This window comes from Acrocarpospora corrugata, from assembly GCF_009687845.1.
GTDB classification, from domain to species: Bacteria; Actinomycetota; Actinomycetes; order Streptosporangiales; family Streptosporangiaceae; genus Acrocarpospora; species Acrocarpospora corrugata.
This window is the reverse complement of record NZ_BLAD01000046.1, coordinates 24,779-39,737: the sequence shown is the minus strand read 5'-3', so window position 1 is coordinate 39,737 and position 14,959 is coordinate 24,779. Positions and strand designations below refer to the sequence as shown.

At 70.6% G+C, this 14,959-nt stretch carries 14 protein-coding genes; 12 read left to right on the top strand and 2 right to left on the bottom strand.

The genetic code is table 11. The features are described 5' to 3' along the window. Position 1 precedes the first annotated feature (1 nt). The 10 genes from hisC (at position 2) to Acor_RS13545 (ending at position 10,326) form a co-directional block, all read left to right on the top strand. On the top strand, positions 2 to 1,096 hold the full coding sequence (gene hisC, locus Acor_RS13590; RefSeq protein ID WP_170316911.1) for a histidinol-phosphate transaminase: 1,095 nt from the start codon (positions 2 to 4) through the stop codon (positions 1,094 to 1,096). Further along, positions 1,093 to 2,580, top strand: coding sequence for a xylulokinase (locus Acor_RS13585; protein WP_155336982.1), 1,488 nt, complete (start codon positions 1,093 to 1,095; stop codon positions 2,578 to 2,580). The genes hisC and Acor_RS13585 overlap by 4 nt, the downstream gene beginning before the upstream one ends. A 129-nt stretch (positions 2,581 to 2,709) precedes the next feature. Further along, a complete protein-coding gene (locus Acor_RS13580; protein ID WP_155336981.1) occupies positions 2,710 to 3,372 on the top strand; it encodes an HAD family hydrolase in 663 nt (220 codons plus the stop codon). After that, entirely contained in the window at positions 3,369 to 3,989 is a 621-nt protein-coding gene (locus Acor_RS13575) for a dihydroxyacetone kinase subunit DhaK (protein WP_155336980.1), read from the top strand. The genes Acor_RS13580 and Acor_RS13575 overlap by 4 nt, the downstream gene beginning before the upstream one ends. Positions 3,990 to 4,085: 96 nt before the next feature. Continuing rightward, positions 4,086 to 4,910: a DAK2 domain-containing protein gene (locus Acor_RS13570; protein WP_422664805.1), complete on the top strand. Its 825-nt coding sequence runs from the start codon at positions 4,086 to 4,088 to the stop codon at positions 4,908 to 4,910. After that, positions 4,907 to 5,326, top strand: coding sequence for a ribose 5-phosphate isomerase B (gene rpiB, locus Acor_RS13565; protein ID WP_155336979.1), 420 nt, complete (start codon positions 4,907 to 4,909; stop codon positions 5,324 to 5,326). The genes Acor_RS13570 and rpiB overlap by 4 nt, the downstream gene beginning before the upstream one ends. Before the next feature lie 174 nt (positions 5,327 to 5,500). Then, positions 5,501 to 7,099, top strand: a complete 1,599-nt coding sequence (locus Acor_RS13560) for an ABC-F family ATP-binding cassette domain-containing protein (RefSeq protein ID WP_155336978.1) — start codon at positions 5,501 to 5,503, stop codon at positions 7,097 to 7,099. A 114-nt stretch (positions 7,100 to 7,213) separates the two neighbouring features. Next, positions 7,214 to 7,429, top strand: a complete 216-nt coding sequence (locus tag Acor_RS13555; RefSeq protein WP_155336977.1) for a helix-turn-helix domain-containing protein — start codon at positions 7,214 to 7,216, stop codon at positions 7,427 to 7,429. Between the two features lie 111 nt (positions 7,430 to 7,540). Further along, positions 7,541 to 8,368, top strand: coding sequence for an enoyl-CoA hydratase/isomerase family protein (locus Acor_RS13550; RefSeq protein WP_155336976.1), 828 nt, complete (start codon positions 7,541 to 7,543; stop codon positions 8,366 to 8,368). Between the two features lie 65 nt (positions 8,369 to 8,433). Continuing rightward, positions 8,434 to 10,326: an ABC transporter ATP-binding protein gene (locus tag Acor_RS13545; RefSeq protein WP_155336975.1), complete on the top strand. Its 1,893-nt coding sequence runs from the start codon at positions 8,434 to 8,436 to the stop codon at positions 10,324 to 10,326. 60 nt (positions 10,327 to 10,386) lie between these two features. Here the strand turns inward: Acor_RS13545 and Acor_RS13540 are convergent, their stop codons facing one another. Then, positions 10,387 to 11,253, bottom strand: coding sequence for a sulfotransferase (locus Acor_RS13540; protein ID WP_308805648.1), 867 nt, complete (start codon positions 11,251 to 11,253; stop codon positions 10,387 to 10,389). Between the two features lie 55 nt (positions 11,254 to 11,308). Here Acor_RS13540 and Acor_RS13535 point away from each other — a divergent pair, with 55 nt between their 5' ends. Both Acor_RS13535 and Acor_RS13530 read left to right on the top strand, forming a co-directional pair. After that, the gene (locus tag Acor_RS13535) at positions 11,309 to 12,226 is read left to right on the top strand and encodes a S66 peptidase family protein (RefSeq protein WP_155336973.1); all 918 of its coding nucleotides are present in this window, start codon (positions 11,309 to 11,311) and stop codon (positions 12,224 to 12,226) included. Between the two features lie 53 nt (positions 12,227 to 12,279). After that, positions 12,280 to 13,212, top strand: coding sequence for a hypothetical protein (locus Acor_RS13530; RefSeq protein ID WP_155336972.1), 933 nt, complete (start codon positions 12,280 to 12,282; stop codon positions 13,210 to 13,212). Here Acor_RS13530 and Acor_RS13525 read toward each other — a convergent pair. Continuing rightward, entirely contained in the window at positions 13,205 to 14,959 is a 1,755-nt protein-coding gene (locus tag Acor_RS13525; protein ID WP_155336971.1) for a glycoside hydrolase family 15 protein, read from the bottom strand. The two genes, Acor_RS13530 and Acor_RS13525, sit on opposite strands and share 8 nt — an antisense overlap.

The following is a 14,959-nucleotide window of genomic DNA, read 5'->3' as shown; positions in this document are numbered from 1 at the left end:
TGTGACTCGCTCCATCCAGAGCTTCGTCCGGCCCGGCTTCGCCGACGCGGCGCCGTACAACGCGACCCACCACGACTTCGCCTGGCGGCGCCGGGAGCTCGCCCGGATGATGTCCAACGAGTGCCCGATCCCGCCGTCGCCGGCCGTGCTGCGCGCGGTCGCGGACGCGATGGCGGTCGGGCATCTGTATCCGTACTCGGGGCAGGACCTGCGGGCCGCGGTCGCGGCGCACTGCGGGGCGCCGGTCGAGTCGGTGGTGCTGGGCAACGGTTCCACCGAGATCCTCGACGTGCTGACCCGGGTGCTGACCGGCCCGGGGGACGAGACCATCATCCCGACTCCCACGTACGCGTTCTTCGAGACGCAGTCCCGGTTGTGCGGGAGCACGCCGGTGTTCGTCCCGCTGACGGAGGCGTGGGAGCTGGACGTGGACGCCGTGCTGCGGGCGATCACCCCGCGCACGAAGATCATTTTTCTGTGCAGTCCGAACAACCCGACCGGGAAGGGCTGGACGGTCGAGCAGGTCGAGCGGCTCGCGGCGACCGGGATCCCGGTCATCATCGACCAGGCGTACCTGGAGTGCGGCTACGGCCAGTCCTTCGCCCACCTGGTCGCGGACCATCCGAACCTGGTGACCACGCGGACGATGTCCAAGGGCTTCGGCCTGGCCGCGCTCCGGGTCGGGTACGCGATCGCGGACCCGTGGCTGGCTGACGTCGTCGAGCGGGTACGGATCCCGTTCAGCGTCAGCCTGATGGCGATCTGGGGCTGCCTGGCGGCCTTCGCCGAACCCGACGAGCTGGAACGACGCCGCCGCCACATCAGCGGCGAGGCCGACCGCCTCTACAAGGGCCTCCAGGCGATGGACGGGGTCACCGCCTACCCGTCCGAGGGAAACTTCGTGCTCGCCGACATCTCCGGCACCGGCCGGGAAGTCCTGCCCGTCGTCGACGCAGTCCTGTCGCAGCGCATCCTGATCAGGGCGATGAGCGCGCACCGGCTCCGCGGCTCGCACCTGCGCGTCACCGTCGGCACCGAGGAACAGAACGACCGCTTCCTCGACATCCTCCCCGCCATCCTCGGGACCGGCTCATGAGGATCCTCGCGTTCGACGTCGGCACCAGCGGGGTCAAAGCGGTCGTCACCGACACCGAGGGCCGCCTGCTCGACAGCGCCTTCTGCTCGTACGGCCTCCGCGCCAAGGAGAACGGCTGGGTCGACCAGGACCTGGACGACATCCTCACCGCAACCCGCCACGTCGGCCGCACCCTGGCCGACCGCAACGCCGGCATCGGCGGGGTGAGCGTGACCGCGCAGATGTTCAACCTGGTCCCGGTCGACCCGGCCGGGCGGCCGCTGCTGCCGATGCTCAGCTGGCTGGACCAGCGCTCAGCCGGCGAGGCCGCCGCGCTGGCGGCGCGCATGCCGCCGGACCTGCAGTTCGAGCGGCTCGGCGCGGTGGTGTCGGCCAAGGACATCCTGCCCAAGATCCTCTGGCTGCGGGACCGGGAACCGGAGGTCTTCGGCCGCGCCTTCAAACTGCTGGACTGCAAGGAAGCCGTGGTCATGTGGCTGACCGGCCGGGCGGTGGTCGACCACGCCGGGGCGTCGGCGTACCGCCTGTACGACCAGGTCCGGCGCGACTGGGACTGGCCGCTCTGCCAGGAACTCGGCATCCCGGTCCAGCTGCTCCCCGAGATCAGAAGGGCCACCGACCTCGCCGGAACGATCCTCGACCCCGTCGCCGAACAACTCGGGCTGCCTCCGGGCGTGCCGGTGGTGGTGGGCGCGGGCGACGTCCCCGCCAGCCAGGCCGGCTCCGGCGCGGTCGGCTCCGGCGACGTGCACGTCAGCCTGGGCACCGCCATCTACTTCGGCGTCACCATGGACCAGCCCGGCCGCGACCCCGCCCGCCGGCTCGGCGCGCTCGCCCACGTCGACTCCGGCCGGTGGATCCTCTGGCTGGAGATCGCCACCGGCGGCGCCGCCCTGGCCTGGATCGCCCGCACCCTCGGCCTCGACCCCGAGGGCCGGGTCGACTACGACCGGGTGGACCGCCTGGTGGCCGGCTGCCAGGACCAGATGCAGGACCTGATCTTCGCCCCCTGGCTGAGCGGCGAACGCGTCCCCGTCTTCGACGACCACGCCCGCGCCGCCTTCGTCGGCCTCGGCCTCGCCCACGGCCCCGCCCACCTGCTCCGCGCCGTCATGGAGGGAGTGGCCTTCCAGATGCGCTGGGCCCTCGAATACGGCCACCAATTCGGCCAGGACCTGGCCACCATCCGCGCCGTCGGCGGCGGCACCATCGGCACCCAGTGGCTCCAGATCATCGCCGACATCCTCGGCCGCCCCCTCCACACCATCACCAACCCCCAGGACGCGGGCGCCATCGGCGCCGCCGCCTGCGCCCTGGTCGCCCTCGGCCACTGGCCCGACTTCACCCCCCTGAAAGCCCGCGCCACCATCGACACCACCTACCAGCCGGACCCTGCCCGCGCTGAGACCTACACCCGCCGCTACGCCACCTACCTCCGCTTATACGAGGCCCTCCACCCCCTCTACCACCGGGAGACGCCATGAAGCCGCGCCCTCACCAACCGGCGCCGCGCCGCCTCATCCACCCCCTCTACCACCGGGAGACGCCGTGAAGCCGCGCCCCTCCAACCGGCTAGCGCTGTGCGGCTGCCTCGTCATCCATCGGGAGGCGTGATGGGTGGGCGTGGTGTGATCTTCGATCTGGATGGCGTGCTGGTGATGTCGGAGTTCTTGTGGGAGGAGGGCTGGACGTCGTTCGCGGCTGAGCACGGGTATGCCTGGACGCCGGATGACACCCGCTCCTGCCAAGGGATGAGTGTCCCGGAGTGGGGGGCCTACCTGGGCGGACGGGCTGGGGCCGATCCTCGGCTGGCAGCTGACGCGGTTGTCGCGTTCGTCGCCGGGGCCTATGACTCGGGCCGGGTGAGCCTGCTGCCGGGGGCGGAGAAGATGGTCGCCGCGGTCGCCGGGCGGGTGCCGATCGCGCTGGCCTCGTCCGCGCCGCGCACGATCATCGACACCGTGATGGGCACGATGGGCCTGGGCCGCTACTTCCGGGTCACCGTCTCCAGCGCCGAGGTGCGGGCCGGCAAACCCGCTCCCGACGTGTACGCCGAGGCGGCCCGCAGGCTTGGTATCGATCCCACGGCCAGCTACGCCGTCGAGGACTCCAGTAACGGGGTTCGTTCCGCCGTCGCGGCCGGGCTCACCGTCCTGGCCATCGAACACGCGCGATATCCGCTGGCCGAGGACGCCGCCGCGCTGGCCGCCGCCGTCTGCCACTCCCTCGACCAGGTCCTGGACCAGCTCACCGCACTGCTGGAGGTCGATCCATGACATATGTCTTCAATTCCGAAGCCGGGTTCAAAGACGAGTTCCTCGCCGGACTCACCGCCGCATATGGCCGCTACCTGCGAAAAGTCCCCTCGGCCTCGGGCGTGATGTCGGTGTCGGCCCCCGTCCGGGGCCGGGCGTCGGTGCTCATCGGCGGCGGATCCGGTCACTATCCCGCTTTCGCCGGACTCGTCGGCCCCGGCCTGTGCGACGGCGCGGTCGTCGGAGACGTGTTCACCAGCCCTTCCGCCGAACACGTGTACCGGTGCGTCAAGGCGTTGGACGGCGGCGCGGGCGTCCTGCTGTCCTTTGGCAACTACTCCGGCGACGTCATGCACTTCGGCACGGCCGTCGAACGCGCCAGACGGGAAGGCGTGGACGCCCGGATCGTCCTGGTAACCGACGACGTGGCCAGCGCGCCCGGCGACCGGCGGCAATCACGCCGGGGACTCCCTGACCCTGTGCTGGCTCGACGACACCATCGAGCCCTACCTGAACACCCCCGCCACCGCACCCGGCTACCGAACCGGACAGAGCACACCAACCGACCTCACTGGGCTCGCGGCCCACGCCGCGCTCGGCCCAGGCACGGCGCTGACCACATCCGGCTACGAGGATGACCGAGCTCTCGGCGGCGGCTTCGCCGCACCTGCCGGCCCCGCCGACCTCGCCACACCCGCCCTTGCCAACTATGCCGCGCCCGGAATCCCTGCCTCATCGGCCGGGAGGGTGGACGCCGAATTGGCCGCGAGAGCGAACGCCGATCCGCCGCGTACGGGCTGCGCCGAAGTGGTCACCGCCATGATCACCGAGATGGCGGCGGCGATCGAGGCCATCGAACCCGAACTGGGCCGCCTGGACGCCGTCGCCGGGGACGGCGATCACGGAGCCGGGATGGTCCGCGGCTTCCGCGCGGCTGTCGCCGCCGCCACGACGGCGGGTCTGATGGCGGTGACGTGCTCGCCGCCGCCGGAGCCGCGTTCAGCGAGGCGGCCGGTGGCGCCAGCGGCGCGCTGTGGGGGGCGGGGCTGTCCGCAGCCGGGGAAGAGCTCGCTGCGCGCACCGCCCCGGAGGCCGCGCCGGGTGTCCGGCGTCCAGAGAGTCCGGAGTTCGGAAAGGTAACGGTCGCCGACGTGCATGCCGCTTTGGAGGCCGCGCCGGGAGCCCGGCTTCTGGAGGGTCCTGAGTTCGGAGGCGCAACGGTCGCTGACGTTCACGCTGCCCTGGAGGCCGCGCTGGCCGCCGTCACCACTCTCGGCGGTGCGGTGGCCGGGGACAAGACGATGGTGGACGCGCTTGCCCCGTTCGTGGCCGCGTTCGGGCGGTCCCGCCACACTTCCCTGACCGCGGTCTGGCGGGAGGCCGCGGACGTCGCCGCCGAAGCCGCCGCCGGCACGGCCGGGCTGGCGGGCCGGAAGGGCAGGGCGGCTGTGCACGGAGTGCGGAGTGTGGGCACTCCGGATCCGGGGGCGGTGTCGCTGGCGGCGGCGCTGGGGGCCGGGGGAAAGGTGCTGGAACGTGTTCTGGAGGAGGGCCGGTGAAGATCGCGATGGGGGCCGACCATCTGGGGTTCGCGCTGAAGGAGACCATCAAGGCGCATTTGGGCGCGCTCGGGCACGAGGTCGTGGACTTCGGCGTCCCGGACGTGCAGGAGGTGGATTATCCGGATATCGCGGTTGAGGTCGCGCGGGAGGTGGCGGCGGCGGCCTTTGACCGGGCGGTGCTGGTGTGCGGGACCGGGATCGGCATGGCGATCACGGCCAACAAGGTGCCGGGGGTCCGCGCGGCCTCGGTCAGCGATCCGTACTCGGCGGAACGGGCGCGGAAGTCGAACGACGCGCAGGTGCTCTGCCTGGGGGCGCGGGTGGTCGGCGCGGAGGTGGCGCTGCTGCTGGTCGACCACTGGCTGGCGGCCGAGTTCCAGGCCTGCGGCTCGGCCGCAAAGTGGCCAAAATGAACGCGCTGGACGCCGAACGCGCGTCCTGAACACCCCTCCGTCACGGTCCACGATGTGGCTGATCTTCGGGGTGGGCTCCGGTCTGCCCCTACAATTGCCCCATGGGCACTCCCGATTGATCGACCCCCGCCATCGGGTTCCTCAGCCACGTCTCACCGGAGTGTTCCTTTCATCATGATCATTGCTACTGACGTCGAACTACGCGCGGGCTCACGCCTGCTCATCGAGAAGGCCAGCTTCCGGGTCAACTCGGGGGACAAGATCGGTCTGGTCGGCCGGAACGGGGCCGGGAAGACCACGCTGACCCGGGTGCTCGCGGGTGAGGGCATGCCCGCCGCCGGGTCCGTCGCCATCACCGGGAACGTCGGCTACCTGCCGCAGGACCCCCGCACCGGCGACCTGGAGGTGCTGGCCAGGGACCGGATCCTGGCCGCGCGCGGCCTGGACGAGGTCATCCGCGACCTGCGCGCCGCCGAACTCGGCATGTCCTCTGCCGACACCCGCGTCAGGGACAAGGCGGTGCGCGCCTACGGCCGGCTGGAGGACCGCCTGCACGTGCTCGGCGGCTACGCGGCAGAGTCGGAGGCCGCCTCGATCGCGTCCAGCCTCGGGCTGCCGGACCGGGTGCTCAAGCAGCCGCTGGAAACGCTCTCCGGCGGCCAGCGCAGGCGGGTGGAACTGGCCAGGATTTTGTTCAGCGGAGCGGAGACTCTCCTGCTTGACGAGCCGACAAACCACCTCGATGCGGACTCAATCGGGTGGCTTCGTGATTTTTTACGATCACACCAGGGCGGCTTGATCATTATCAGCCACGATGTTGGTCTACTTGAAGCGACGGTAAACCGCGTTCTGCACCTGGACGCCAATCGCTGCGTGATCGACACGTACAACGTCGGCTGGAAAGCGTATTTGGCGCAGCGGGAGACCGACGAGAAGCGCCGCAAGCGCGAGCGGGCGAACGCGGAGAAGCAGGCGTCGGTGCTGATGTCGCAGGCCGACAAGATGCGGGCCAAGGCGACCAAGGCCAAGGCGGCGCAGGACATGACCCGCCGGGCCGAGCGCCTGCTGTCGGGCCTGGAGTCGGAGCGCCGCTCCGACAAGGTGGCCAAGCTGCGCTTCCCCGCGCCCGCGCCGTGCGGCCGGACGCCGCTCACGGCCGTCGACCTGTCCAAGTCCTACGGCTCGCTGGAGGTCTTCACGGACGTGGACGCGGCCGTGGACCGGGGCACCCGGGTGGTCATCCTGGGCCTGAACGGCGCCGGCAAGACCACGCTGCTGCGCATCCTCGGCGGCCTGGAGAAGCCCGACACCGGCGAGGTCCGTCCAGGTCACGGGCTCAAGATCGGCTACTACGCGCAGGAGCACGAGACGCTCGACCCGGAGCGGACCGTGCTGGAGAACATGCGGTCGGCGGGGCCGGACCTGGCCGACGTGGACCTGCGCAGCACGCTCGGCTCGTTCCTGTTCACCGGCGACGACGTGAACAAGCCCGCCGGGGTGCTGTCCGGCGGGGAGAAGACCCGGCTGGCGCTGGCCACCCTGGTGCTGTCGAGCGCCAACGTGCTGCTGCTCGACGAGCCCACCAACAACCTCGATCCGGCCTCCCGGGAACAAGTGTTGTCGGCGTTAAGGTCCTATTCTGGGGCGATTGTGCTAGTCACGCATGATGAAGGGGCGGTTGAGGCCCTGCAACCGGATAGGGTGATCTTGCTACCTGACGGAATCGAAGACGCGTGGAGCGCCGAATTTTCCGATCTTGTGGCACTCGCCTGATCTTAATTTTGTCGGGTACGGATCTTTTCCCTGGGAGTAGGTAGCCGATCCCGCCGAAATGACTGATCATGGCGTGAGTAACGCTGCGGAAGTCTGGCACTACAGGAGGTACTCGTGGCCGAGACTCTGAAGAAGGGCACCCGGGTGACCGGGGCCGACCGTGAAAAACTGGCCAGCGATCTCAAGAAGCGCTATGCCGCGGGTGAGAGCATCCGGGCACTGGCCGCTTCCACCGGCCGGTCGTACGGGTTCATCCACCGCATCCTCTCCGAGTCCGGTGTGACTCTGCGCGGACGCGGCGGGGCGACCCGAGGCAAGTCCAAGCGCTAGATCCGCCTCACAGTAGCGACCGCAGCCGCTCAGCCCCGTAGGTCCAAGAGCGGCCGCGTCTGAGAAGCCGAACTATGTTCGGTAAACTCGGACGCGACCGCAGGGAAGGGGATGTCGGTGACTGTGGACGCGAGTCTTGGGGGGAGTGCGGAGACCGTCTCGGCGAGGGAGCTCGCGGAGATCGGACTGCGCTATGAGGTGGACGGCGAGATCGCGACGATCACGCTGGACCGGCCGGAGAGGCGAAACGCGCAGACTTTCGCCACTTGGTCGGCCCTGGCCCGGATAGGGGAGAACCTTCCGGATCAGGTGCGGATCGTCGTCGTGAAAGGCGAGGGGCCGTCCTTCTCAGCGGGCATCGACCTGCGCATGTTCACGCCGGAGGGGGTGCCCGGGCAGGGCTCGTTCGCCTCGGCCGCGTCTCTTGAGGAAACCACCTTCGAGAGACGGATAGCGGACGCTCAGCGCGGCTTCCTGTGGCTGCGCCGCCCGGACATCGTCTCGATCGCGGCCGTGCACGGCCACGCGATCGGCGCGGGCTTCCAGCTCGCGCTCGCCTGCGACCTGCGGGTCGTGGCCGATGACGTGAAATTCTGTATGAAGGAGCCCGCTCTCGGGCTCGTTCCCGACCTGACCGGCACCAAGCCGCTGGTCGATCTGGTCGGGCTGCCCCGGGCCATCGAGCTGTGCCTGACCGCGCGGGTGGTCGGGGCCGACGAGGCGGTCCGGCTCGGCCTGGCCGAACTGGCGGTCCCGCCCGGGGATCTGGCGCGGGCGGTGCGGGATCTGGCGGACGCGCTGCTGGCGACCGACCGCGGCGCCGCGACGGCGACCAAGCGGTTGCTGCAGGGCGCCCAGGGGCGGAGCCTGGAGGAGCAGGCCGCCGCCGAGCGGAAGGAACAGGTCATACGACTCAGAACACTGTTCGCTCCAAGCTGAGCCGGAATCAGGGAACCCCTCAGCAGGTTGTCTGATTACGTGATTACAACGCTGGGGCGGCGACTATGGCGATGATGGGCGGGGGCTATGGGCCCTCGGTGATGCGGTCCATGCGCCGCGACAAGTCCGTGATGCAGGAACGCCTCAAGCCGGGCACTGTCCGCCGGATCGGCCGGTACGCCGGCGCGTTCCGCCTGCAGATCGCGGCTTTTCTCGCGTTCGTGGTGGTGGACTCGATGATCGTGATCGCCAACCCGCTGCTGGTGAAGACGATCATCGACACCGGCATCCCGCAGAAGCGGGTCGACCTGGTGATCTGGCTGGCCCTGGCCATCGCCGGCCTGGCCGTCCTGGACGCGGCCCTGAGCATGGGCGAACGCTGGTTCTCCGCGCGGATCGGCGAGGGCCTGATCTACAAACTGCGCACCGAGGTCTTCGACCACGTGCAGCGCATGCCGGTGGCCTTCTTCATGCGCGCCCAGACCGGCGCGCTGGTGTCCCGCCTCAACTCGGACGTGATCGGCGCCCAGCGGGCGATCACCAGCACCCTGTCGTCGGTCGTCTCCAACGTGATCGGCCTGATCATCGTGATGATCACGATGCTCATCCTGTCCTGGCAGATCACCCTGGTCGCGCTGGCCATGCTGCCGATCTTCGTGATCCCGGCCAAGCTGGTCGGCCGCCGCATGTCGATCCTGACCCGCGAGCAGATGCAGCTGGACGCCGAGATGGGCTCGGTCATGACCGAGCGCTTCAACGTGGCCGGCGCCATGGTCGCCAAGCTGTACGGCCGCCCCGACGAGGACGCCGTCTACTTCGGCGAGCGCGCCGCCCGGGTCCGCGACCTCGGCATCACCGTCGCGATGGCCGGCACCGTCTTCCGGATCGCGCTCGGCCTGATCGCCGCCCTGGCCACCGCCCTGGTGTACGGTTTCGGCGGCGTCCTGGCCATCGGCGACACCTTCCAGCTGGGCACCCTGGTCGCCATGTCCGCCCTGCTGATGCGCCTGTACGGCCCGCTGACCAGCCTCTCCAACGTGCACGTGGACGTGATGACGGCCCTGGTCAGCTTCGACCGGGTGTTCGAGGTGCTGGACCTCAAGCCGATGGTCGCCGAGAAGCCCGAAGCCCGCGCGATCCCGGCAGGACCGGTCACCATCGAGTTCGACGACGTGCGCTTCCACTACCCGGCCGCCGCCGAGGTCTCGCTGGCCTCGCTGGAGACAGTGGCCAGGCCCGAGTCCGGCGAGCCCGCCCAGGTGCTGAACGGCGTCTCCTTCACCGCCCGCCCCGGCGAGCTGATCGCCCTGGTCGGGCACTCCGGCGCGGGCAAGACGACCACCACCTCGCTGGTCTCCCGGCTGTACGACGTGAACGAGGGCGCGGTCCGCCTCAACGGCGTCGACGTCAGGGACGCCACGCTGGCCAGCCTGCGCGACACCGTCGGCGTGGTCATGCAGGACGCCCACCTGTTCCACGACACGATCGGCAACAACCTGCGCTACGCGCGGCCGGACGCCAGTGACGAGGAGGTCTGGGAAGCGCTGCGGGCGGCCCAGATCGCGGATCTGATCCACAGCCTGCCCGACGAGCTGGAGACCGTGGTCGGCGACCGGGGCTACCGGCTGTCGGGCGGTGAGAAGCAGCGCATCGCGCTGGCCCGGCTGCTGCTGAAGGCCCCGGCCGTGGTGGTGCTCGACGAGGCCACCGCGCACCTGGACTCGGAGTCGGAGGCCGCCGTGCAGAAGGCGCTCAAGATCGCGCTGCGCGGCCGGACCTCGCTGGTGATCGCGCACCGGCTGTCCACCATCAGGGAGGCGGACACGATCCTGGTCATGCAGGACGGCCGGGTCGCCGAGCGGGGCGCGCACGAGGAACTGCTGGCCAGAGGCGGGCTCTACGCGGAGCTCTACCGGACCCAGTTCACTGTTGCGGTCAACGAGAAAGCCGTCCCATAGACAGCCGCGTGGTCGCCGATCGGCCGACGCGCCGCTGCGGCTGCCCAGATCACGACTTTCTCATTGATACCCCAGCCGCTTGAGCTCCTCCCTGGCCACCTTCTCCACGATCTTCACGTCGGCCGGGCCGAGGCGGCGTCGCCAGGTGCCGACGTTGGGGGCGCGGGTGCCGTACAGGGCGATGGTGGAGATCTTGGTGTCCAGGAATTCGGAGACCGTGTCGATCGAGCCGGCGGGGGAGCGGTGCAGGTCCTCGTAGCGGATGGTGAGGAGCTGGCCTGCCGGGAGTTCCTTGCGCAGGACGGCGCTGAGCCGGATGGCGGCGCGCCAGCGCAGCGCGCTCTTGCCGGCCGTGGTCATCTCCTTCCAGCGGTCCCGGTGCGCGGCCGCGTTCACGCCCAGGAACGGGTTGGGGAACTCGGTGTCCTCGGCCAGCATGTGCGGCTTGAACCAGGCCATCGCGGCCGGGTCGGCGAGCATGTCGGCGACCACGTCCCTGCCGTCCCTGATCAGCTGCACGAACCGGGCGTCGGGGAAGGCCTGCAGCAGCACCGGCGCGCTGTACAGCAGGTCGGGGCTGGCGTCGCCGAACCTGGCCAGGGTGCCCGAGCCGATCTCCTCCAGCGCGCACGGCCCGGCGCCGACGATGCCGCCCGCCTCCCGGCACGGCGCCGCGCATTCGGCGCAGGCGCCCGGGATGATCTGCCACGCCTCGGCGAGCACGTCGCGGAGCACGCGGGGAGCGCCGCCGCTCCTGGCGATGGACGGCTTGCGGGCGAAGGCGTACACCACGCGCGCCACCGGCGCGCGGCCCATCGTGAGATGGAAGCCCGGCGAACGTTTCAGGGCGCGGGCGAGCAGGTCCGCGCCGGAGTGCGGGGCGCCGAGCACGAAGACCGGCTGTCGGACCTTTACGCCGTTTACCACCAAGATGTGGGTCGGATGTCGCATAGGTGAGCCCTAGTCTGACACCCTTTGGGGGGTGCACGAACGCACCCCGCCGCGGCTGGCTCCCGGCGACACCGTAGCCCTGGTCGCGCCCTCCGGGCCGATCGATCCCGAGCGCCTCTGGCGCGGCCGCCGCGTCCTCACCGACCTGGGGCTGAACGTGGTGCTCGGCGCCCGGATCTTCACCCGGCGCGGGTACCTGGCCGGGCCGGACGTGGCCCGCGCCGCCGATCTCCAGGAGGCCTGGTGCGACACCGAGGTCGCCGCCGTGATCTGCGCCCGCGGCGGGTACGGCGCCGGCCGCCTGCTCGACCTGATCGACTGGGACGCGATGAAGTCGGCCGGATCCAAGATCCTGGTCGGCTCCAGCGACATCACCGCCCTGCACCTGGCGTTCGCCCGGCGGCTCGGCCTGGCCACCGTGTTCGGGCCGATGCCGGCCTGCGCCACGCTGGCCGACCCGGAGGGGCCGGAGCCGTACTCGCTCGGGCATCTGCACACGACGCTGTTCCACGGGCACACGCCGACGGCGGTCGCCGGGGACCATGTGATGGTGCCGGGACGGGCGGTCGGGCCGATGATCGGCGGCAATCTGACGCTGCTGGCGGCGATGTGCGGAACGCCGTACGAGATGCGGGCGGAAGGGCATATCGTGCTGCTTGAGGATGTGGGGGAGGATCCGTACCGGGTTGACCGCATGCTCACCCAGCTGGCGCAGAACGGGGCGTTCGACGGGGTCAAGGGCTTCGCGCTCGGGTCCTGGGTGGACTGTGGGAACGTGCTACCGGTCCTGGCCGAACGGCTGATGCCGCTGGGAGTGCCGATCATCGCGGGGCTGCCGATCGGGCACGGATCACCACAGTTCAGTGTGTGGCTGGGGACGGATGGGGTTATTGATACCGAATCGTGCTCTCTGACTGGCCTCATTAGCGACATCGACAAGGCACCCTGAAGCTGGCTTTTCCAACAAGCCCTTTTCAACTGAAACGCGGAGGGATGGGTGCCTTGGGTCTGTTGCGGCGGCTGCGTGGTCGGATCCGGCCAGGACAGCCCGAGCAGCCCGTGCGGCCCGAACCCCGGGCAGCCGAGGACGTGGACCTCGACTCGCTGCTCGGACTCGTCGTGGAGACGATGGGCTACACGTGCGCCTTCGAGAATGACGGCACCTCGCTGCTCATGGGCGACCGTGCCGGGGACGGCTCTGGACCCGTCCGCACCGTCAACCTGGTCGGGCTGCGCCGTGAGGCCGCCCGGCGGTCCCGCGAGGACTGGCCGGTGCTGGTCTCCGAGCACCTGTCCCGGGCGATCTCCGGCGAGCCGTTCGACGCCTGCAACCTGCCGCGGATCAAACCGCTGCTGCGCACCCGGGTGCACGCCGCCGACGACCCGTCGATCCCGGACCCGTCCAGGATCATCGGCCGCCACCTGAGCGCCGACCTGATCGAGGTGCTCACCATCGGCGGCAGGCCGGTCCGGCCGGAGGAGGCGTTCTGCTGGCCGATCCCGCCCGCCGAGGCCCTCGACGTCGCGCTGGACAACGCCCTCGCCGACGAGCGCCTCACCGCCGAGCACCTGAACCTCGGCGGCGTCAACGTCCGCCTGCTGACCGCGCCGACCGCCGTCGCCCACCTGCGCCGCCTGCCCGCCCCCGCCGACGGGGTGCTGGTCGTGCTGCCGCACGCGGGCGCGATCGCGGTCCACCCGGTCGAGGGCATCGGCGTGGTACGGGCGCTGGAACGGCTCCGCGTCTACGCCCAGCGCGAGTTCGACGAGCGGCGCGCCCACGGGCTCAGCCCGCACGTCTACTGGTGGTACCAGGACCGGCTCACCCGCATCCAGGCCGACCTGGTCGCCCAGGACGGCCAGGTCCGGCTGGTGGTCACGCCCCCGGCCGAGTTCGCCCGGCTGCTGGCCCGGCTGGCCGGCGGGGCTAACTGAGCGCCTGCGCGGTGTGGATCAGCGGGACGTGGCTGAACGCCTGCGGGAAGTTGCCGACCAGGCGGCCGTAACGCGGGTCGTACTCCTCCGCGAGCAGGCCGACGTCGTTGCGGAGCGACAGCAGGCGTTCGAACAGCTCGATCGCCTCCTCCTTGCGGCCGATCCTGGCCTTCGCCTCGGCCAGCCAGAAGCTGCAGGCCAGGAAGGCGCCCTCGCCGCCGGGCAGGCCGTCCACGGCGTTGGCCTCGGCGATCGGGTAGCGCAGGATGAAACCGTCGCTGCTCAGCTCGCGCTCCACGGCCTCGATGGTGCCGACCACCCGGGGATCCTCCGGCGGCAGGAAGCCCATCATCGGGATCAGCAGCAGCGCCGCGTCCAGCTCGCGGGAGCCGTAGGACTGGGTGAAGGTGTTGCGGCCGGGGTCGAAGCCCTTGCGCAGCACCTCGGCGTGGATCCGGTCGGCCAGGGCACGCCAGCGGCCGGACGGGCCTGACCGGCTCAGCTCCTCGACCAGGCGGACGGCGCGGTCGGCGGCCACCCAGGCCATCACCTTGGAGTGCACGAAGTGCCGCCGGGGGCCGCGGACCTCCCACAGGCCCTCGTCGGGCTGGTCCCAGCCGGATTCCAGGAAGTCCATCATCTTGCGGGTGAGCTGCCAGGCGTGCTCGTTGGGGGGCAGGCCGTGGCGGCGGGACTGGTAGAGGCTGTTGATCACCTCGCCGTAGACGTCGAGCTGGAGCTGGTCGACCGCGCCGTTGCCGATCCTGACCGGGCGGGAGGCCTCGTAGCCGGGCAGCCAGTCCAGGGTGGTCTCGGGGAGGCGGCGTTCGCCCGCCACGCCGTACATGATCTGGAGGTCCTGCGGGCGGCCCGCGATGGCGCGGAGCAGCCATTCGCGCCAGGCGCCGGCTTCCTCCAGGTAGCCGGACTGGATCAGGGCGTCCAGGGTCATCGAGGCGTCGCGGAGCCAGCAGTAGCGGTAGTCCCAGTTGCGGACGCCGCCGACGTCCTCGGGCAGGGAGGTGGTGGGGGCGGCCACGATGCCGCCGGTCGGCGCGTAGGTGAGGGCCTTGAGGGTGACCATGGAGCGGACCACGGCGTCCCGCCAGGGGCCGCCGTGGCTGCCGGAGGCCACCCATTCGGTCCAGAACGCCTCGGTCTGGCCGAGCTGGTCGATCGGGTCGATCCCCTCCGGGCGGGGCTCGTGCGACGGGTGCCAGGTGAACACGAACGTCTGGCGCTCCCCGGCGGAGACCCGGAAGGTCGCCTTGTGCTTGTAGTCGCCGCCCTTCAGCGGGATGGTGGAGTGCAGCCAGACCGAGTCGGGGCCGCCGATGGCCTGCAGGTGGCCGTCGGTGCGGCGGACCCACGGCACGATCCGGCCGTAGTCGAACCTGATCCGGAGCTCGGTGCTCATCTCCACCGTGCCGGACACGCCCTCCACGACCCGGACCAGGTCGGGGCTGACGTGCCGGGGCGGCATGAAGTCGATCACCTTGACGGTGCCGCCCTGGGTGTCCCAGACGCTCTCCAGGATGAGGGTCTCGCCCCGGTAGGCCCGCCTGGTGGCCGGTCCGCCGGAGCTGGGGCCCAGCCACCAGGAGCCGTGCGACGCGTCGCCGAGCAGTTTGGCGAAGCACGCGGGGGAGTCGAACCGCGGCAGGCACAGCCAGTCGATCGAACCGTCCCGCCCGACCAGGGCAGCCGACTGCATGTCCCCGATGAGGGCGTAATCCTCGATCCGCAT